At 72.7% G+C, this 18,794-nt stretch carries 13 protein-coding genes and 2 pseudogenes; 7 read left to right on the top strand and 8 right to left on the bottom strand.

Features of this window, described 5'->3' with window-relative positions; translation table 11 throughout:
• The first annotated feature begins 41 nt into the window (after nucleotides 1-41).
• Nucleotides 42-1,970, top strand: a complete 1,929-nt coding sequence (locus ACFV9M_RS29530; protein WP_385068967.1) for a PAS domain S-box protein — start codon at nucleotides 42-44, stop codon at nucleotides 1,968-1,970.
• Between the two features lie 67 nt (nucleotides 1,971-2,037).
• Here the strand turns inward: ACFV9M_RS29530 and ACFV9M_RS29525 are convergent, their stop codons facing one another.
• The 3 genes from ACFV9M_RS29525 to ACFV9M_RS29515 all read right to left on the bottom strand — a co-directional run bounded on the left by ACFV9M_RS29525 (nucleotide 2,038) and on the right by ACFV9M_RS29515 (nucleotide 6,402).
• Complete coding sequence (locus ACFV9M_RS29525; protein WP_385068965.1) at nucleotides 2,038-4,422, bottom strand: phosphoketolase; 2,385 nt, start codon at nucleotides 4,420-4,422, stop codon at nucleotides 2,038-2,040.
• A 133-nt stretch (nucleotides 4,423-4,555) separates the two neighbouring features.
• Complete coding sequence (locus ACFV9M_RS29520) at nucleotides 4,556-5,011, bottom strand: RpiB/LacA/LacB family sugar-phosphate isomerase (RefSeq protein WP_385068964.1); 456 nt, start codon at nucleotides 5,009-5,011, stop codon at nucleotides 4,556-4,558.
• A gap of 221 nt (nucleotides 5,012-5,232) precedes the next feature.
• Nucleotides 5,233-6,402, bottom strand: coding sequence for an amidinotransferase (locus ACFV9M_RS29515; RefSeq protein WP_385068962.1), 1,170 nt, complete (start codon nucleotides 6,400-6,402; stop codon nucleotides 5,233-5,235).
• 208 nt (nucleotides 6,403-6,610) lie between these two features.
• On the opposite strand from ACFV9M_RS29515, the gene ACFV9M_RS29510 reads away from it, so the two are divergent.
• From ACFV9M_RS29510 to meaB, 3 genes are read left to right on the top strand one after another with little or no spacing between them, the layout of a single operon-like run.
• Nucleotides 6,611-8,419, top strand: coding sequence for a methylmalonyl-CoA mutase family protein (locus ACFV9M_RS29510; RefSeq protein WP_385068961.1), 1,809 nt, complete (start codon nucleotides 6,611-6,613; stop codon nucleotides 8,417-8,419).
• Nucleotides 8,419-10,623, top strand: coding sequence for a methylmalonyl-CoA mutase (gene scpA, locus ACFV9M_RS29505; protein ID WP_385068959.1), 2,205 nt, complete (start codon nucleotides 8,419-8,421; stop codon nucleotides 10,621-10,623). The genes ACFV9M_RS29510 and scpA overlap by 1 nt, the downstream gene beginning before the upstream one ends.
• A gap of 5 nt (nucleotides 10,624-10,628) precedes the next feature.
• Complete coding sequence (meaB, locus tag ACFV9M_RS29500; RefSeq protein ID WP_385068957.1) at nucleotides 10,629-11,627, top strand: methylmalonyl Co-A mutase-associated GTPase MeaB; 999 nt, start codon at nucleotides 10,629-10,631, stop codon at nucleotides 11,625-11,627.
• Nucleotides 11,628-11,736: 109 nt separating this feature from the next.
• Here the strand turns inward: meaB and ACFV9M_RS29495 are convergent, their stop codons facing one another.
• The 4 genes and pseudogenes from ACFV9M_RS29495 to ACFV9M_RS29480 all read right to left on the bottom strand — a co-directional run.
• On the bottom strand, nucleotides 11,737-13,563 hold the full coding sequence (locus ACFV9M_RS29495) for an FAD-binding dehydrogenase (RefSeq protein ID WP_385068955.1): 1,827 nt from the start codon (nucleotides 13,561-13,563) through the stop codon (nucleotides 11,737-11,739).
• Between the two features lie 695 nt (nucleotides 13,564-14,258).
• A complete protein-coding gene (locus tag ACFV9M_RS29490; protein ID WP_385068953.1) occupies nucleotides 14,259-15,353 on the bottom strand; it encodes a glutamate--cysteine ligase in 1,095 nt (364 codons plus the stop codon).
• A 396-nt stretch (nucleotides 15,354-15,749) separates the two neighbouring features.
• Nucleotides 15,750-15,971, bottom strand: coding sequence for a flavin reductase family protein (locus ACFV9M_RS29485; protein ID WP_385068952.1), 222 nt, complete (start codon nucleotides 15,969-15,971; stop codon nucleotides 15,750-15,752).
• A gap of 7 nt (nucleotides 15,972-15,978) precedes the next feature.
• Nucleotides 15,979-16,479, bottom strand: a pseudogene (locus ACFV9M_RS29480) (IS701 family transposase); the annotation flags it as partial.
• 171 nt (nucleotides 16,480-16,650) lie between these two features.
• Here ACFV9M_RS29480 and ACFV9M_RS29475 point away from each other — a divergent pair.
• From ACFV9M_RS29475 to ACFV9M_RS29465, 3 genes are all read left to right on the top strand, one after another.
• On the top strand, nucleotides 16,651-17,055 hold the full coding sequence (locus ACFV9M_RS29475) for a type II toxin-antitoxin system PemK/MazF family toxin (protein WP_385068951.1): 405 nt from the start codon (nucleotides 16,651-16,653) through the stop codon (nucleotides 17,053-17,055).
• Between the two features lie 142 nt (nucleotides 17,056-17,197).
• Nucleotides 17,198-17,362 (top strand): hypothetical protein, encoded by a 165-nt coding sequence (locus ACFV9M_RS29470; RefSeq protein ID WP_385068949.1) that lies wholly within the window; start codon nucleotides 17,198-17,200, stop codon nucleotides 17,360-17,362.
• Between the two features lie 579 nt (nucleotides 17,363-17,941).
• Nucleotides 17,942-18,370 carry a VOC family protein gene (locus ACFV9M_RS29465; protein WP_385068947.1) on the top strand — a complete coding sequence of 143 codons (429 nt, stop codon included), beginning with the start codon at nucleotides 17,942-17,944 and terminating at the stop codon, nucleotides 18,368-18,370.
• Nucleotides 18,371-18,455: 85 nt separating this feature from the next.
• Here ACFV9M_RS29465 and ACFV9M_RS29460 read toward each other — a convergent pair.
• Nucleotides 18,456-18,614 (bottom strand): annotated as a pseudogene (locus ACFV9M_RS29460) (IS5/IS1182 family transposase); the annotation flags it as partial.
• Nucleotides 18,615-18,794: the final 180 nt, after the last annotated feature.

Here is an 18,794-nt window from a genome sequence, read left to right as displayed (position 1 = left end):
CTGTGTGATGACCCCAGGCGTCGCGTGAAGTGAGGTGGAGGATGGCCGACCTGATGCAGGCGGAGCCGGCGGAACGACAACGGTGCGGCTGCCGCGTCCCCCTGCGGGAGGGCGGGGCCGAGGAACGGTTCCGGGGGCTGCTGGAGGCGGCACCGGACGCGATGGTCATCGTCGACGACTCGGGTGTCATCCGGCTCGTCAACGCCCAGACGGAGGCGCTGTTCGGCTACGGCCGCGAGGAACTGCTCGGCCGTCCGGTCGAACTGCTGATGCCGCACCGCTTCCGCGGCCAGCACACCACCCACCGCGGCGGTTACGCGGCCAACCGGCAGGTCCGTCCCATGGGCGCCGGGCTCGCGCTGCACGGGCTGCGCAAGGACGGCACGGAGTTCCCCGTCGAGATCAGCCTGAGCCCGCTGGAGACCGCGGACGGCCTGCTGGTGTCGGCGGCCGTCCGGGACGTCAGCGACCGCAAGGCGGCCGAGGCCCGCATCAACGAGCTGGCCGCGCTCGTGGAGTCCTCGCAGGACGCGATCCTCGCCCACACCCTCGACGGGCACATCACCTACTGGAACGCCGCCGCGCAGCGCCTGTACGGCCACACCGCCGAGGAGGCCATCGGCCGGCACGTCTCCCTGCTCGCCCCGCCGGAGCTGCGCGGCGAGGTCAGGGCGCTGCTGAAACGGCTGCGGCGGGGCAGGAAGGTGGAACACTTCGAGGCGCTGCGGGTCACCCGCACCGGGACGCTGCTGGACGTGGACGTCACCCTGTGGCCGACGCGGGACACCCTCGGCACGGTCGTCGGGGCGTGCGCGATCGTGCGGGACATCAGCGACCGCAAGCGCGCGGAGGCCGAGCTGACCGCCCTGTACGAGCAGCAGCGGCACATCGCGCTCACCCTCCAGCGCAGCCTGATGGGCACCCCGCCCGCACTGCCCGGCCTGGCCACCGCCAGCCGCTACCGGCCCGCCACCCAGGGCGCCGGCGTGGGCGGCGACTGGTTCGACCTGATCCCACTGGGCGGCGACCGGGTGGGCGTGCTGATCGGTGACGTGATGGGCCGCGGCCTGGAAGCGGCCGCTGTGATGGGCCAGTTGCGCTCGGCCGCGCACGCCCTGGCCAAGACCGGGATGCAGCCGCGGCAGCTGATGCGGGCGCTCGACACCTGCGTCGCCGACCTCGACGTGCCCGACCAGCTCGTCACCTGCTGCTACCTGGTGATCGCCCCCGACACGGGCACGGTGACCCTCTGCTCGGCGGGCCATCTGCCGGTCCTGGTCGCCGGGCCCGGCGGCGGCGTGCACGCGCTCGACGGCCCGGTCAACGCGCCCCTCGGCGTGGGCGGCGTGTCGTACGAGCAGTCGCGTGCGGAGATACCGCCGGGCTCCACCCTGGTGCTGTACACGGACGGTCTGATCGAGACGCCGGGCAGCGACATCGAGATGCGGCTCGGTGAACTCACCGCCCTCCTGACGGACCTGTTCGCCGGCACGCCCTGCCTGGAGGCCGCGGCGGACCAGTTGCTGGCGGGGCTGCTGCCGGACCCCGACAGCCACAACGACGACGTCACCCTGCTCCTCGCGCAGCTGCCCGCCGCCCCGCTCACGGCCGTCACGGCCGAACTCCGCGCCGACCCGGCCTCCGTGCGGGAGGGCCGCGCCGTCCTGCACAAGGCGCTGACCTCGTGGAACTGCGCGGACCGCGCCGACGACGCCCTCCTGCTGCTGTCGGAGACCCTGACCAACGCCGTGCAGCACGCCGAAGGGCCCATCACGCTGCGCCTGCACCGCACGGCCACCGCCCTCACGGTCGAGGTCGGCGACCGCAGCCCGCACCTGCCCAAGCCGCGCCCGGCCGCCCAGGACGAGGAGTCCGGGCGCGGACTGGTCCTGGTCGGTGCCCTCGCCGACAGCTGGGGCGTACGGCCGACCGACGAGGGCAAGACGACGTGGTTCACGCTGACGTTGTGACGCCGGGCACGACCGCGCAGTCCGCTCCGCCCGTGCGCCCTGGTCCGGGTGGTTCGGGGGCCGCCGGTCAGCCGTCCCAGGTCCAGTCGGCGACCTCGGGCAGGTCGGTGCCGTGGACGCGGATCCAGTCGTGGTGGCGCAGCCGCGCGTCGTCCATGCGCTGGCGCAGGCCGGCCGCGCGCACCGCGAGGCCGGGGACGCGGTCGATCACGTCCATGACCAGGCGGTAGCGGTCGAGGTCGTTGCGGACGACCATGTCGAAGGGGGTGGTGGTGGTCCCGATCTCCTTGTAGCCGCGGACGTGCAGGTTCCGGTGGCCGGTGCGGCTGTAGGCGAGGCGGTGGATCAGCCAGGGATAGCCGTGGTAGGCGAAGACGACCGGCCGGTCGGTGGTGAACAGGCCGTCGTACTCGAAGTCGGTCAGCCCGTGCGGGTGGTCGTCGCGCGGCATCAGCCGCGCGATGTCGACCACGTTGACCACGCGCACCGCCAGCTCGGGCAGATGGCGGCGGAGCAACTGGGCGGCGGCCAGCACCTCCTGGGTCGGCACGTCACCGGCGCAGGCGAGGACGACGTCGGGCTCGCGGGTGCCGTCCTCCGTGCCGGCCCACTCCCAGATGCCCGCGCCGCGCGCGCAGTGGACGCGGGCCTGGTCCAGGGAGAGCCAGTCGAAGCAGGGCTGTTTCCCGGCCACGACGACGTTGACGTAGTCGCGGCTGCGCAGCACGTGGTCCGCCACCGACAGCAGGGTGTTGGTGTCCGGCGGCAGGTAGACCCGTACGGCTTCCTGGCTCTTGTTGAGGACGTGGTCGATGAAGCCGGGGTCCTGGTGGGAGAAGCCGTTGTGATCCTGGCGCCACACGTGCGAGGTGAGGAGGTAGTTGAGGGAGGCGACGGGGGCGCGCCAGGGCAGTCGGCGGGACACGCGCAGCCACTTGACGTGCTGGTTGACCATCGAGTCGACGATGTGCACGAACGCCTCGTAGCAGGAGAAGAAGCCGTGCCGGCCGGTGAGGAGGTAGCCCTCCAGCCAGCCCTGGCAGGTGTGTTCGGAGAGGATCTCCATGACCCGGCCGTGCCGGTCGAGGTGTTCGTCGACCTGGAGGGTCTGCGCCTGCCAGCTCTTGCCGGTGGCGGCGTAGACGGCCTGGAGGCGGTTGGAGGAGGTCTCGTCGGGGCCGACGAGCCGGAAGTCGCGCCGGTCCTCGGTCGCCCGCATCACGTCCCGGAGCAGCTCGCCCAGGACACGGGTGGGTTCGTGCAGGGTCGCGCCGGGCTTGTCGACGGGTACGGCGTACGTCTCCGGGGCGGGCAGGGGCAGTGCGCGCAGCAGCAGTCCGCCGTTGGCGTGCGGGGTGGCGCCGAGCCTGCGGGAGCCCTCCGGGACGCAGGCCAGCACGTCGGGCCGGGGCGCGCCGTGCTCGTCGAACAGCTCCTGGGGGCGGTACGACCGCAGCCACCGCTCCAGGTGCCGCAGGTGCTCGGGGTGGTCGCGCACGCCCGCCAGCGGCACCTGGTGGGAGCGCCAGGTGCCCTCCACGGGGAGCCCGTCGACCTGCGCGGGGCCGGTCCAGCCCTTGGGGGTGCGCAGCACGATCACCGGCCAGCGGGGGCGGGCGGCGTGGCCGTCCTCGCGGGCGGCGCGCTGGATCGCGGCGATGCGGTCGAGGGCGGTGTCGAGGGCCTCGGCCAGCGCCCGGTGGACGGCGGCCGGGTCGTCCCCGGTGACGTGGACGGGGTCGTGGCCGTAGCCGCGCAGCAGGTCGTCGAGTTCCGGCTCCGGGACGCGGGCGAGCACCGTCGGGTTGTCGATCTTGTAGCCGTTGAGGTGGAGGATCGGCAGGACGGCGCCGTCATGGACGGGGTCGAGGAACTTGTTGGAGTGCCAGGAGGCGGCCAGCGGCCCCGTCTCCGCCTCGCCGTCGCCGATCACGCAGGCGACGAGCAGGCCGGGGTTGTCGAAGGCGGCACCGTAGGCGTGCGCGAGGGCGTAGCCGAGTTCGCCGCCCTCGTGGATCGAGCCGGGTGTCTCCGGGGCGACGTGGCTGGGGATGCCGCCGGGGAAGGAGAACTGCCGGAACAGGCGGGCCATGCCGGCCGCGTCGCGGGTGACGTCGGGATACGTCTCGGTGTACGAGCCCTCCAGCCAGGAGTTGGCGACCACCGCGGGTCCGCCGTGGCCGGGGCCCCAGACGCACAGGGCGTCCAGGTCCCGGGCGCGGATGACCCGGTTGAGGTGGGTGTGCACGAGGTTGAGGCCGGGCGAGGTGCCCCAGTGGCCGAGCAGCCGCGGTTTGACGTGCTCCGGGCGCAGCGGTTCGGTGAGCAGCGGGTTGGCCATGAGGTAGATCTGGCCGACGGACAGGTAGTTCGCGGCGCGCCAGTGGGCGTCCAGCGTCCTCAGCTCGTCGTCGGTGAGGGGGGTGGACGCCTGCCGGGTGTCGACGGACATCTGGGTGTCCCTTCCGGATCGGGGTGCGGCGGAGGTGGGTTCCTGTCCCGTGCCTTCCCACCCTCTCCCGGCCGCCGGGTACCCGCCAGGGCCGGTCGGCCCATCCGGAGCAACGCGGTGGACGGGTTCCCCGTCAGGAGCCGGTCCGGGTCCGGTCAAGCCGGTCGACGTGGGCCACGTTCGCCCGGTCCTCGGCGTCCTCGGCGGGCCGGCCCGTGAACCAGGCGTCGAGGATCTCCTTGAGCAGCGGTTCGGAGGTGAGGCGCAGGCTGAGCGCGAGGACGTTGGCGTCGTTCCAGCGGCGGGCGCCGTCGGCCGTGTAGGCGTCGGTGCACAGGGCCGCGCGGACACCGGGCACCTTGTTCGCGGCGATCGAGGCGCCCGTGCCGGTCCAGCAGCACACCACGGCCTGCTCCGAGGTCCCGTCGGCGACGTCCCGGGCCGCGGCCGCCGAGCAGACCGCCCACTGGGGGTCGGCACCGGGGTGCAGCGCGCCGTGCGTCACGACGTCGTGCCCGCGGCCGCGCAGTTCGGCGACGAGGGCGCGGGCCACGGGTTCGTCCATGTCGGAGGAGACGGAGATCCGCATGGTACGGAGCCTACTGAGTGCGCGGTCGCCGACGCCAGCGTCGGCCGGGGCCCGGTCGGTGGCGGTTCGCGACGCCACCGCAGGCCGAGGGCCCGGACAGTGGCGGCTCACGACGCCACCGCAGGCCGAGGGCCCAGGCAGTGGCGGTCCGCGACGCCACCGCAGGCCGAGGGCCCGGGCAGTGGCGGTCCGCGACGCCACCGCAGGCCGGAGGCCCCGGTTCAGTCGACGTAGGACTCCAGGGTGCCGCGGCGCCGGATGTCGAGCGTCGCGCAGTGGAACGAGCCGCCGAACGGCGCGTAGTGCAGCAGGTCGCACGGGATCGGCTCGAAGCCCCACCCTTCGAGCGCGCGCAGCATGCCGGTGTGGTGCCGTTCCGCGATCACCCGCTTCTCGTCGATCATGAGGACGTTCATGTTGAGCCATCTGCCGCACATCGAGGTGACCCTGAGCAGCGGGTCGGTGATCGGTTCGGGGTCGGGCGCGGTCAGGACCTCCCACGACCGCAGCACCTCGGGGAGGCGGTCGACGTCGGCGTACTCGGGGTTGACCAGCACCTTGCCGGGCGCGAGCGGGAGGAAGGTGGTGTCGATGTGCATGGGGGTGCGGCAGCGGCTGTGGATCTCGTGGACGCGGTAGCCGGGTCCGAGGTGCCGGCGCAGCCAGTCGATGCCCATGCGGTTGGTGACGTTGCTCCGGGTGACGAACAGGTCGCGTCCCGCGCGCACGAAGTCCGCCGCGTCGAACACCGGCTCGAACTCGGTGAGGACGTAGCGCATCGGCTCGCCGGGCCCGGGGACGCGGAAGTCCGCGTCGAAGAGGTCGTCGGTCAGCTGCGGTCTGGGGGCCGCCGTCCAGCGTGCGCCGCGCCGGAAGTAGTCCTTGAGGAGCGCGCGGTAGGAGTGGGTCTCGAAGTAGCGGCACGGCCAGGCCATCGGCGTCTCGATGATCTCGTCGCCGACGACCAGCATGCTGTCGCGGGGACAGGTGTTGCAGAAGCCGCGGGACGACCAGTCGGGTGTGCCGAAGCGCTGCCGGTGGTCGACCGCGTCGGGGCGCCGGACCGTGACGCCGAGGGACCGCAGCAGGACGATGAACTCGTCCAGTTCGTGCCGCGCCCGTTCCACCAGTACGCGCGGGTACCGCAGGCCCGCGGCGAGCCCCTGTGCCCGTGCCGCCCAGGGAGGGATGTTGCAGGCGACGACCGGGTGCCGGGAGGGGATCGTGGCGCCGTCGAGCCGCCCGACGACGATCTCCTCCAGCGGGTCCCACTCGTTGTGCGAGTTCACCGGCGACACGAGGGACTCCCCGGCGGGGCGGGACGCGGCGGCGTCGCCGGGGCGGCCGAGCCGTTCGTCGCGGTGCCCGGTTCCCAGGTCCGAGGTGGCCATCATCGCCTCCCGTCGTCGGTCAGGGCGTGCCCGCACCCGGCTTCCTGCTCCGATCATCGGGCCTGTCCACGGGTCCGGCGAGCCGGGCGGGGCCGTCCGGAACACCCCGGTGCGTCCGGCGAAGCGGTGCGCGTCACCCCGTCGGGGAGAAGAAGGTCACAGCCGCGCCCTCTGCTGCTCGTTCGCCGATCTGCCCTAGCATCCGGGCATGACGGTCCTGCCTGACGACGGGCTCGCGCTGGCTGCCGAGTTCCCCGACGCGACGCATGAACAGTGGCAGCAGTTGGTGACGGGCGTCCTGCGCAGGTCGGGCCGGGACGTCACGGGCGACGCGGCCGAGGACGCCCTGGCCGGCGTGCTGGAGGACGGGCTCCGGGTCCGGCCCCTGTACACCGCGCGCGACGGCGCGCCCGACCCGGGTCTGCCCGGCTTCGCGCCGTTCGTGCGCGGCGGACGGGCGGAGGGCAACACCGTCGGCGGCTGGGACGTGCGCCAGCGGCACACGGCGGTGGACGGCGGCGCGGTCCTGACCGACCTGGAGAACGGCGTCACCTCCCTGTGGCTGGTCCTCGGCGAGGGCGGTATCCCGGTGCCGGCGCTCGGCCGGGTGCTCGACGGCGTCCACCTCGACCTGGCGCCCGTCGTCCTGGACGCGGGCGCGGAGACCGGCCCGGCCGCGCGGGAGTTGCTGCGGCTGTACGAGGAGCGGGGGGTCGGCGCGGACGCGGTGCGCGGCAGCCTGGGTGCCGACCCGCTGGGGCACGAGGCGCGCACCGGACGGCCGTACGGCTTCCCGGCCGTGGCCGCGCTCGCGCGGGAGTGCGCCGAGCGGTACCCGCGGCTGCGGACGCTGACCGTGGACGCGCTGCCGTACCACGAGGCCGGCGGTTCGGCCGCGCAGGAGCTGGGCTGCTCGCTGGCGACCGGCGTGGCGTATCTGCGCGAGCTGACCGAGGCGGGGCTGAGCGTCGAACAGGCCTGCGGGCAACTGGAGTTCCGGTACGCGGCCGGCGCCGACCAGTTCCTGACGATCGCCAAGCTGCGGGCCGCGCGCCGGCTGTGGGCGCGCGTCGCCGAGGTGTGCGGGGCGCGGTCGGCGGGCGCCCAGCTCCAGCACGCGGTGACCTCGCCGGTGATGATGACGCGCCGTGACCCGTGGGTGAACATGCTGCGCACGACCATCGCCACGCTGGCGGCGGGTGCGGGCGGCGCGGACGCCGTCACCGTGCTGCCGTTCGACCACGCGCTCGGCCTGCCGGACGCGTTCGCGCGGCGCATCGCCCGCAACACCTCCACGATCCTCATCGAGGAGTCGCACCTCTCCCGGGTGATCGACCCGGCGGGCGGCTCCTGGTACGTGGAGCGGCTCACCGACGAACTGGCCGAGGCGGGCTGGGAGTTCTTCCGCACCCTGGAGCGGGCCGGCGGTCAGGCCGCCGCCCTGCGCTCCGGGCTGGTGCGGGAGCGTCTCGCCGAGACGTGGGCGGTGCGCGCCGCGAAGCTCGCCAAGCGGCGCGAACCCGTCACCGGCGTCAGCGAGTTCCCGCACCTGGCCGAGAAGCCGGTGGTGCGCGAGCCCGCGCCCGAGCCGCCGTCCGGCGGTCTGCCGCGGGTGCGGCGCGACGAGGCGTACGAGGCGCTGCGCGCCCGCTCCGACGCCCATCTGGCGGCCACCGGTGCCCGCCCGCGCGTGTACCTGGCGGCCCTCGGCCCGGCCTCCGCGCACACCGCGCGCCTCGCCTTCGCCGCGAACCTGTTCCAGGCGGGCGGCATCGAGCCCGTCACCGACGGCCCGTTCGAGCGGAGCGGAGCCGTCGAGGTCTGTCTGTGCTCCAGCGACGCGCTGTACGAGGAGCGGGCCGAGGCGGCCGTGCGGGAGCTGCGGGCGGCGGGCGCCGCACACGTGTTCCTCGCGGGCCGTCCCGGGCCGTACGAGGGAGTCGACACCTACGTCTTCGCGGGCTGTGACGCCGTCACCGTGCTCGCCGCCACGCTCGACCGCATGGGAGTGTCCTGATGTCCGTAGCCTCCGGCCCTTCCGGCCCTTCCGGCATCCCCGACTTCTCCGGGATCGAGCTGGGGACCCCGGCCTCCGACGCCGGGCCCGACGAGTGGCGCGGCGCCGTCAAGAAGGCGACCGACGGGACGGACCTGCGCTGGGAGACCCCGGAGGGCATCGCGGTCAAGCCGCTGTACACCGGGCAGGACCTGGAGGGCCTGGACTTCCTCGGCACCTATCCGGGCATCGCCCCGTACCTGCGCGGCCCGTACCCGACGATGTACGTCAACCAGCCCTGGACGATCCGCCAGTACGCGGGCTTCTCCACGGCGGAGGAGTCCAACGCGTTCTACCGGCGCAACCTGGCGGCCGGGCAGAAGGGCCTGTCGGTCGCCTTCGACCTGCCCACGCACCGGGGGTACGACAGCGACCATCCGCGGGTGACCGGTGACGTCGGCATGGCGGGCGTGGCGATCGACTCGATCCTCGACATGCGGCAGCTCTTCGACGGCATCCCGCTGGACCGGATGACGGTGTCGATGACGATGAACGGCGCCGTGCTGCCGGTGCTCGCGCTGTACATCGTGGCGGCGGAGGAGCAGGGCGTGCCGGCGGAGAAGCTGGCCGGGACCATCCAGAACGACATCCTCAAGGAGTTCATGGTCCGCAACACCTACATCTACCCGCCGAAGCCGTCGATGCGGATCATCTCCGACATCTTCGCCTTCACCTCGCAGCGGATGCCCCGCTACAACTCCATCTCCATCTCCGGCTACCACATCCAGGAGGCGGGCGCGACGGCCGACCTGGAGCTGGCGTACACGCTGGCCGACGGCGTGGAGTACATCCGGGCGGGGCGGGAGGCGGGCCTGGACGTGGACGCGTTCGCGCCCCGGCTCTCCTTCTTCTGGGCGATCGGCATGAACTTCTTCATGGAGATCGCCAAGCTGCGCGCGGCCCGCCTGCTGTGGGCCAAGCTGGTCCGGCAGTTCGATCCGCAGAACGCCAAGTCGCTCTCCCTGCGCACCCATTCGCAGACCTCGGGCTGGTCACTGACCGCGCAGGACGTGTTCAACAACGTGACGCGTACGTGCGTGGAGGCGATGGCGGCGACCCAGGGCCACACCCAGTCGCTGCACACCAACGCCCTCGACGAGGCGCTGGCGCTGCCCACCGACTTCTCGGCGCGCATCGCCCGCAACACCCAGCTGCTGCTCCAGCAGGAGTCCGGCACGACGCGGGTCATCGACCCGTGGGGCGGCAGCGCCTACGTCGAGAAGCTCACGTACGACCTCGCCCGCCGCGCCTGGCAGCACATCCAGGAGGTGGAGCAGGCGGGCGGCATGGCGCAGGCCATCGACGCCGGGATCCCCAAGCTGCGGGTGGAGGAGGCCGCCGCCCGCACCCAGGCCCGGATCGACTCGGGACGCCAGCCGGTCGTCGGCGTGAACAAGTACCGGGTGGAGAGCGACGAGCAGATCGAGGTCCTCAAGGTCGACAACTCCTCGGTGCGCGGCCGGCAGATCGAGAAGTTGCGCCGGCTGCGCGCGGAGCGCGACGAGGGGGCCTGCCGGGACGCGCTGGACGCGCTCACGCGGGCCGCGGGCGGCGACGGCAACCTGCTGGAGCTGGCGGTGCGCGCGGCCCGCGCCAAGGCGACCGTCGGGGAGATCTCCGACGCCCTGGAGAAGGTGTACGGGCGGCACGCGAGCCGGATCCGTACCATCTCCGGCGTGTACCGCAACGAAGCAGGCGAGTCCCCTTCCGTGGACCGCACCCGCGCGCTGGTGAGGAGCTTCGAGGAGGCGGAGGGCCGCCGCCCGCGCATCCTGGTCGCCAAGATGGGCCAGGACGGCCACGACCGCGGCCAGAAGGTGATCGCCACCGCCTTCGCCGACCTCGGCTTCGACGTCGACGTCGGCCCGCTGTTCCAGACCCCGGCCGAGGTGGCCCGCCAGGCCGTCGAGGCGGACGTGCACATCGTCGGGGTCTCGTCGCTGGCCGCCGGGCATCTCACGCTCGTACCGGCGCTCCGGGAGGAGCTCGCGGAGGAGGGACGCGAGGACATCATGATCGTCGTGGGCGGGGTGATCCCGCCGCAGGACGTGCCGACACTGCTGGAGATGGGCGCGACGGCCGTGTTCCCGCCCGGCACGGTGATCCCGGACGCGGCGTACGACCTGGTCGAGCGGCTGTCCGGCGAGCTCGGGCACGGCCAGTAGCGCCGATGGCAGCGATCGACGTCGACACCTATGTGAAGGGTGTGCTCGCCGGGAAGCGGGCCCTGGTGGCCCGCGCCATCACCCTCGTCGAGTCCACCCGGCCTCACCACCGGGCGCTGGCACAGGAGTTGCTCACCGAGCTGCTCCCGCACAGCGGCCGGGCCCGGCGGATCGGGGTGAGCGGGGTGCCGGGCGTGGGCAAGTCGACGTTCATCGACGCGTTCGGCACCCTGCTGACCTCGCTCGGGCACCGGGTGGCGGTGCTCGCCGTGGACCCGTCGTCCACCCGCACCGGGGGCTCGATCCTGGGCGACAAGACCCGGATGGAGCGGCTGGCGGTGGATCCGGCCGCCTTCGTGCGCCCCTCCCCCAGCGCGGGCACGCTGGGCGGGGTCGCCAAGGCCACCCGTGAGTCGATGGTGGTCATGGAGGCGGCCGGCTACGACGTGATCCTCGTGGAGACCGTCGGCGTCGGCCAGTCCGAGACCGCGGTCGCCGACATGGTCGACTCCTTCCTGCTGCTCACCCTGGCCCGCACCGGCGACCAGCTCCAGGGCATCAAGAAGGGCGTCCTGGAACTGGCCGACGTGATCGCCGTCAACAAGGCGGACGGCCCGCACGAACGCGACGCGCGGGCGGCGGCGCGGGAACTGGCGGGCGCGCTGCGGCTGATGCACGGCAGGGACGCGTTCTGGACCCCGCCGGTGCTCAGTTGCAGCGCCCGGGAGGCGGCCGGGCTGGACACCGTCTGGGAACGGCTCGAACAGCATCGCTCGCTGCTCGACTCGACCGGCCGCCTCACCGCCAAGCGCCGGGACCAGCAGGTCGGCTGGACCTGGGCGATGGTCCGCGACGAGCTGCTCGGCCGGCTGCACGCCGACCCCGCGGTGCGCGCGGCCGCCCCCGGCCTGGAACGACAGGTCAGGGACGGCGAGTTGACGGCCACGCTGGCCGCCGAGCGCATTCTGGCCGCTTTCCGGGGGAACGACCGGCCCTCGGGGTGAGGGGGCGGCGCCGGGCCCCGGAAATCGGGCGGAAGTCGGGCCCTTGGAGATCGGGCGGAAGTCAAGCCCTTGGAGATCGGGCCCCCGGAAGCGGTGTCCGCCGTGCGGCTCAGGTGGCGGTCGCGGTCGCCGCCGCGCGGCCCGCCGCCCGGCCGGAGAAGAGGCAGCCGCCGAGGAAGGTGCCTTCCAGGGAGCGGTAGCCGTGCACCCCGCCGCCGCCGAAGCCGGCGACCTCACCGGCCGCGTACAGGCCGGCGATCGGGTCGCCGGAGGCGTTCAGGACCCGTCCGGAAAGGTCGGTCTGGAGACCGCCGAGGGTCTTGCGGGTGAGGATGTTGAGGCGTACGGCGATCAGCGGGCCGGCGTCCGGGTCGAGGATGCGGTGGGCGGAGGCCGTACGGCTGAGGGAGTCCCCCGGGTAGGCGAGGGCGTTGCGGATGCCCATCACCTGGACGTCCTTGGTGTACGGGTTGTCGATCTCGCGGTCGCGGGCCTCGATCTGCCGCTTCAGCCCGTCGAGGTCGATCAGGCCGGTCCCGGTCAGTTCGTTCATCCCGGCGACCAGGTCGGGCAGGGTCGTGGCGACGACGAAGTCCTCGCCGTTCTCCTTGAACCGCTCGATCGGCTCGGGGGTCTGCCAGATACGGGAGAGGAGCTTCCAGACGTTCTTCTCGGTGAGATCGGGGTTCTGCTCGGAGCCGGAGAGCGCGAACTCCTTCGCGATGATCTTCTGGGTGGTGACGAACCAGGAGTAGTCGTATCCGGTGGCGGTGATCGACTCGAGGGTGTGGAGGGTGTCGTAGCCGGGGATGTCGGGGGTGTTGAAGCGCTTGCCCGTCGCGTCGAACCACATCGAGGACGGTCCGGGCAGGATGCGGATGCCGTGGCCCGGCCAGATCGGGGCGTAGTTGCGCAGGCCCTCGGTGTAGTGCCACATCCGGTCGGGGTTCACGATCCGGCCGCCCGCCTTCGCGGTGATCCCCAGCATGCGGCCGTCGACGTGGGCGGGCACGCCCGTGATCATGGACCGGGGCGGGGTGCCGAGCCGGGCGGGCCAGTTCTGCCGGACCAGGTCGTGGTTGGCGCCGATGCCTCCGGAGGTGACGATCACCACGGGGGCGCTCAGTTCGAACTCGCCGACCACGGTGCGGGAGCTGGGTGCGCCGCGTGCCGCGCCGCTGGGCTCCAGTACGGCGCCGTGCACGCCGGTGACCGCGCCCCCGGTCGTCACGATGCCGTCGACCCGGTGCCGGAACCGGAAGCCCACCGTGCCGTCGGCGGCCGCGGCCCGCACCTTCTTCTCGAACGGCTCGACCACCGCCGGTCCGGTTCCCCAGGTGACGTGGAAGCGCGGTACGGAGTTGCCGGGACCGTCCGCGAGACCGCCGCCGCGCTCGGCCCAGCCCACGACCGGGAACCACTGCACCCCGAGTCCGGCCAGCCAGGACCGCTTCTCCCCCGAGGCGAAGTCCACGTACGCCTCGGCCCACCGGTAGGCCCAGTGGTCCTGCCCTGAGGGGTCGTCGACGCCGCGGTCGAAGCCGGCCGTGCCCAGCCAGTCCTGCCAGGCCAGGTCCTGCGAGTCCTTGATTCCCATCAGCCGCTGCTCGGCGGAGTCCACGAAGAACAGCCCGCCGAAGGACCAGAACGCCTGACCGCCCAGGTTGGTCTCGGGCTCCTGGTCGAGGAGCAGCACCTTCCGGCCGGCGGCGGCCAGTTCGGCCGTGGCGACCAGCCCGGCGAGCCCGTGGCCCACGACGATGGCGTCGGCGTCGGCCGACGCGGCGGTCGCGGCGAAGGCCGGGCCCGCCGCCTGTGCGAGCGCGGCGCCGGCGAGCACCCCGCCCGCGGCGGTGAGGGCGTGGCGGCGGGTGATCCCCGCGGAGGACGCGGCGGCGGGGCCGGGGTGCGCTGCGGGCTCGTGTCTGTTCTCCATGACCTGCCTTCCGGAACGGGGCGGAGGGTGCGCGCGGTGCATCTCCCAGGTGCCTCGGAGGATCTGGGAGGCGCCCGGGAGAAAAGGGTTACCGGCGGTAGCGGTTACCGAAGGTAGCTCACGGTGTACCGGGGCGCCAGAGTGATGCACCGGAGCATCCGGCCGTCCTGCGGACCGCCGGTCGCGGCGGGCTCGTGACCCTCGAGAGCCGTGTCGACGCCACCCTGCCGGTTGCGGGGGATGTGGGGTGGGCGTTCGACGCGGTGCCGGGTCCGGTAGGTCGGGGTCGCCACACCCTGCCGGAGTGGGGTAGGTCGGGGTCGCCACACCCTGCCGGGGTCCGGTGGGACGGGGTCGACACCCTGCCGGGGCGGGGTGGGTGGGGACGGGGACGGCACGTCCTGCCCGGGGTGCGGTAGGTCGGGATCGAAACCCTGCCCGGGTCCGGTGGGACGGAGGCGGACGTCCTGCCCGGGTCCGGTAGGACGGGGGTGGACACCCTGCCGTGGTGGGGCGGGGACGGGGTCGGACGCCCTGCCCGGGTCCGGTGGGGCGGGCGTCATGCTGGACGGCGGCATGTGTGCGGAGGCAAGCGGTCGGCGTTCAGCCCCGGCCGTCGCCTCGCCGCGATGGCACCGCCGCGTCCGGGCGCGCACGGCGCCCGGACGTTCGGGCAGCGCCCGGTGGGCCGTTCGTCACGGTGTGCCGCTGGCCTCCACCACCAGGGCGAGCACGGCGTCGAGGCCGCCCTCGGCCAAGGCCCGGCGCTGGCGGTCCGCGCCGGTGCCCTGCCGCAGGAGGCGGTGCACGAGGGCGGTGACCTCCCGGGTGTCACCGGCCGCGTCCAGCGCGGGACCGACGTGGTCCAGCAGCTCGGACACCACGGCGCCCGCGCGCCGGCGCCGGCCGGCGGGGTCGATCAGCTCGCCGCTCAGTCCGTGGCGGGCCGCCTGCCACATCGCCCCCTGCACCAGCTCGGGATCCCGGTCGTCCACGGGACGTCCCTCCCACGCCTCGCACACCGCGGTGTCGACCAGCGCGCGCAGCAGACCGGCGAACATCACGGCGTCGTCGGCGCGCAGTTGTACGTCCATGCAGCGCACCTCGACCGTGGGGTAGCGCTCGGACAGCCGGGCCTGCCAGTACACCTGCCCGGTGTCGACGATGACGCCGGTGGACAGCAGCCGCCGTATCCGGGCGTCGTAGTCCTTCTCGTCGGCGAAGCGCGGCGGGACGCCGCTGACCGGCCAGCGGCCGAAGACGACGGTGCGCCAGCTGGCGAAGCCCGTGTCGCGCCCGTCCCACAGGGGGGAGTTGGCCGCCATGGCGGTCAGCGTCGGGAGCCATCCCCGGATGCGGTTGAGCACCTCCACGCCGGCCTGCCGGCCGGGAACGGCGACGTGCACGTGCATTCCGTCGACCATCTGCTCCGCGACCAGTTGCGGCGCCTGCCGCTGCATGATCCGGTAGCGGGTCTTGCCGGTGACCGGGACAGGGGTGTCCTCCCGGAACAGCGGGGTACCGCTGGCGATGATCCGGCAGCCGTGCGTCTCCGCGGCGCCGGCCACGGCGTGCCGCAGACGCAGCAGATGCCCGCCGACCTCGTCCAGGGCGTGGCACACCGGCGTGGCCACCTCGATCTGCGCCTGCAACAGCTCCGGCTGGATCTCCCGCGCCGCGACGAACGGCTCCAGCCCGGCCGCGACCCGGACCTTCTCCGCATGCGGCATCAGCCGGCCTGTGACCGGGTCGACCAGTAGGTACTCCTCCTCGACACCCACCGACGCCATCGCCGACCCTCCGTTCCCGCCACGCCCCGCCCCGGCGGGGGCGGACACGCTCCGGGCCGGACACCCACTGGCCGGGGCGCCCGGCGTCTCCCCCGATGCCTGAGGATGCGCCGTACGGCGGAGTACCGCAACCGCACCCGTTCGGATCGGGCCGCCTGCCGGTCGGCGCGGGCGCCGCCGGAGCGAGACCGCGCGCGAGCCCGCGTGAAAACACCGGGGAGGGTGGGGCGGAAGGCGCCGGAAGAGGGGGCGGAAGGCGGGGCGGGGAGGGGCTGGAAAGCGGCGGCCTGCGGGGCAGGAGAGGGCCGCCCGAGGAGGACCGCACGTCAGGGGATCGTGTGCGGGGCGCCGCGGTGGAGACGATCGACGTGGCGACGGCCGTCATGTCCAGAGCGGTCACCCGCGCCAGGGCGAGATGATGGTCCCCGATCTTGCGTATCTCCTCGACCCGGGCAGTCGAGCCAGGTCGCCACACCGGGCAACAGCTGATTGCCCGAGGGGGGACTTCCGCAAAGCCAGTCCGGCGAACTCGTCCGTGCCGCTCGACGCGAACCGTGCGCACAGCTCCTGTTGGTCGCCCGACAGGACGTTGACGGTGAAGGTGGCCGATCTGCTCATCTCCGGCCATACGCGTGGCCAGCTCCGGCTTGGTGGCGAAGGTGGTTTCCTCGGCAAGGCCCGCGGCGCGGCAGCGGTCGGGGTCGGAGGTCCAGGAGCGCGGAACGTAGAGTTCCCGGTCCACTGCGGCGTGGCCGCGCTTGCCTGCGTAGACCAGGTAGACGGCGACTTGGGAGTTCTCGATCCGGCCGGCAGTGCCGGTGTATTGGCGCTGGACGCCGGCCGTGCCAGTGCCCTTCTTCACATCGCCGGTCTCGTCGACGACCAGCACCGCCCGGTCGTCGTGCAGGTGCTCCACCACGTAGCCGCACACGTCGTCGCGGACCTGATCGGCATCCCACTTGGCCCTGCCCAACAGGTGCTGCATGCCGTCCGGAGTGGTCTCGCCAGCCCACTCGGCGATGGTCCAGCAGTTCTTGCGCGGCAGGTCGGCCAACAGACCTAGCACCAACCGCGCCGCCCTGCGCCGGGGTTCGACCCGGGCGAAGCGTCCCGCGATCCGGCCCATCAGGCCCTCGAACGCCTCCCGCCAACGGGCGGGTTCTATGCTGTGGCCTGCGGCCACCGTCTCTTCGTCAGTCAGTCCACACAACTCACGATGATCAACGGTGGCCGCACCCGTCTCCACAACGCGTCAGGGTCGCGCAGTTCCGCCTGCCGTCCTGAGTCAGGAGGACATGTGCAACGTGGCGAAGTCTGGTGGGTGGAGTTCGACGAGCGGCGGCTGGTCGTACTGCTGGCGGCAGACGACGCGTCCAGGATCCGGGCGATGCAGGTCGTCACTCCTGCGGGCGTCGACATCAGCGGTCTGGGCGTCGAAGTGCAAGTAGGCGCCATGGAAGGACTGCCCTTTGAAGGCGTGCTGCGGTTCGCGTTCCCGCGCCCGGGCTTTACCCCCTGCACGTGGCTGACCACCGTGTCCAGGGACGACCTGATCGAGCGGGCGGGCGTCCTGTCCTCCGCGAAGCTCAGCGAGATTGAGGACGCCCTCCGTCTCGGTGAACAGGCGAAGGAACGGACCCCGGCGACAACCGCGAAGCTCAGCGAGATAAGGGACACCCTCCGTCTCGGTGAACTCGGGTAGGCGGAGAAGCGCCACTCACCATCGTGATCACGGATGTGAAGGCCGCTCGTCGGTAGCCTGCGCGTGGGACTGGCTCGTCAGACCATCGCGCCATCGTCGAGCGGCTTCAGGCTGGTCCTCACGCGCGTGAGGAGCCGTCTCGATGAGATGCAGGAGGACCCAGGCCACGCCGAGGCATTCGCTGTCGCCGAAGCAGTCCGCCAAGGCATGGGCCTCCTCATCGGTCAGGTCGCTCAATAAGACCCAGAAGAGCTCCCGCGCGTTCGACGGCCTTCCCAAGAGCCTCGTCGGGCTCGCCGTCCTCTGACTCGCCAGTGCTCGACCCACCGATACCAATCACCACCCGGCCCCCGGAGCAACACGCGGTCGCCCTCCAGGCTCCAGGCCGTCCCGTAGAGCGTCGCGTCGGGAAGATCCGCCCGAACGATGTCGTAGACCGCCAAGTCCGTCTCGACCAAGCGAGACCAGACGTGGCCGCAGCGGTCGCACGTGTAGCCGACCTCAGCGGGGCCGGCGGGGCCGGGCGGGGCGCCCAGGCGGACTTCTTCGTCGGCGCAGCGGGGGCACGGGTCGGCGGTGTGCGGGCCGATCAGACGGGACACCCAGCGATCCTGCGGTACAGCAGCCGAGTACAGCAACCCCCGCAACCGTCAGCACCCCACATCGGGACCAGGCGGTCCCGGATCGACAGGTCCGGTCGGGGAACCCGGCGAGGGCCGTGGCCGCGGCTGATCGGGAACGGCGGGCGCCTCCTTGGAGGCATCGACGTCGGTTCACCCCCTGCGACCGCGCGACACAGCAGCGGCCGGCAGGGGCCGTTCCTCCCGACAACATGCGGATCCACACCGGGAGATGAGCAACGGAGTGCCCCTGCTATGGTGCGCCGATGTCATCGATCAGGCAGTTCCAAGTCACCTTTGACTGCGCAGAACCTGAGCGCGTCGCTCGTTTCTGGTGCGAGGTGTTGGGGTATGTCGTAGCGCCGCCGCCGGCGGGGTTCGCCACCTGGGACGATTTCGACCGCTCCCGGCCTCCTGAGGAACAGGGTTCATGGTTTGCGTGCAGTGATCCCTCAGGTGTGGGCCCGCGACTGTTCTTTCAGCGCGTTCCCGAAGGCAAGGTCGTCAAGAATCGGGTGCATCTCTGCGTGCGGGTCGGCACCGGGCTCGTGGGCGAAGAGCGCCTGGCCACGCTCGAAGCCGAGTGCGCACGGCTGGTCCCGCTCGGCGCGGTACGCGTGCGACTACTGTATGACGGCAACGATTCCTGCATCGTGATGCAGGACATCGAGGGCAACGAGTTCTGTCTCGACTGAGCAGCCTCCGAGCCGGCGAGGTGGGGAGCCGTCTTCCTCGGGCCTCTTCTGAAGGTGGTCCCGTGAGGGCGAGGTTGTGCCGTCGGGCGAGGTTGTGCCGTCGGGGGATGCCGCGCATCGCGGTGTGAATGCCGTCGCCCTTCGGACGGCAGTCGCGAGGTTCTTCCTTCTGGGTCTTCATCCGCGCGAAGACGTGCTCGACGCGTGCCCGGACCTTGCGGCGGGAGGTGTTGTGCTCCTCCTTCCCCAAGACACCTGGCACCTGATGCAGGGCCGACCCCGCCCGGGCGATCGGCTCGCGCAGAGCGCCGAGGAGCTGCGGCACACGGTCGGGGTGGCGTTCTCGGACGCGGTGGCCCGCACCAGCCTGGTCGGCCGCGAGCGTGCCGGACCGCGCGCAGGAGCAGGCCCGCCCCGTCGAACG

Origin of the sequence: Streptomyces sp. NPDC059895, assembly GCF_042731035.1 — a bacterium.
Lineage (GTDB): Bacteria > Actinomycetota > Actinomycetes > Streptomycetales > Streptomycetaceae > Streptomyces.
Note: the sequence above shows the minus strand (reverse complement) of the source record. Positions and strands in the feature narration are given on the sequence as shown.

Excerpts from the sequence above, each read along its gene's own strand:
- ACFV9M_RS29530 (WP_385068967.1), top strand. The coding sequence starts at position 42 with ATGGCCGACCTGATGCAGGCGGAGCCGGCGGAACGACAACGGTGCGGC.
- ACFV9M_RS29525 (WP_385068965.1), bottom strand. The coding sequence starts at position 4,422 with ATGTCCGTCGACACCCGGCAGGCGTCCACCCCCCTCACCGACGACGAG.
- ACFV9M_RS29520 (WP_385068964.1), bottom strand. The coding sequence starts at position 5,011 with ATGCGGATCTCCGTCTCCTCCGACATGGACGAACCCGTGGCCCGCGCC.
- ACFV9M_RS29515 (WP_385068962.1), bottom strand. The coding sequence starts at position 6,402 with ATGGCCACCTCGGACCTGGGAACCGGGCACCGCGACGAACGGCTCGGC.
- ACFV9M_RS29510 (WP_385068961.1), top strand. The coding sequence starts at position 6,611 with ATGACGGTCCTGCCTGACGACGGGCTCGCGCTGGCTGCCGAGTTCCCC.
- scpA (WP_385068959.1), top strand. The coding sequence starts at position 8,419 with ATGTCCGTAGCCTCCGGCCCTTCCGGCCCTTCCGGCATCCCCGACTTC.
- meaB (WP_385068957.1), top strand. The coding sequence starts at position 10,629 with ATGGCAGCGATCGACGTCGACACCTATGTGAAGGGTGTGCTCGCCGGG.
- ACFV9M_RS29495 (WP_385068955.1), bottom strand. The coding sequence starts at position 13,563 with ATGGAGAACAGACACGAGCCCGCAGCGCACCCCGGCCCCGCCGCCGCG.
- ACFV9M_RS29490 (WP_385068953.1), bottom strand. The coding sequence starts at position 15,353 with ATGGCGTCGGTGGGTGTCGAGGAGGAGTACCTACTGGTCGACCCGGTC.
- ACFV9M_RS29485 (WP_385068952.1), bottom strand. The coding sequence starts at position 15,971 with ATGAGCAGATCGGCCACCTTCACCGTCAACGTCCTGTCGGGCGACCAA.
- ACFV9M_RS29470 (WP_385068949.1), top strand. The coding sequence starts at position 17,198 with ATGAGATGCAGGAGGACCCAGGCCACGCCGAGGCATTCGCTGTCGCCG.
- ACFV9M_RS29465 (WP_385068947.1), top strand. The coding sequence starts at position 17,942 with ATGTCATCGATCAGGCAGTTCCAAGTCACCTTTGACTGCGCAGAACCT.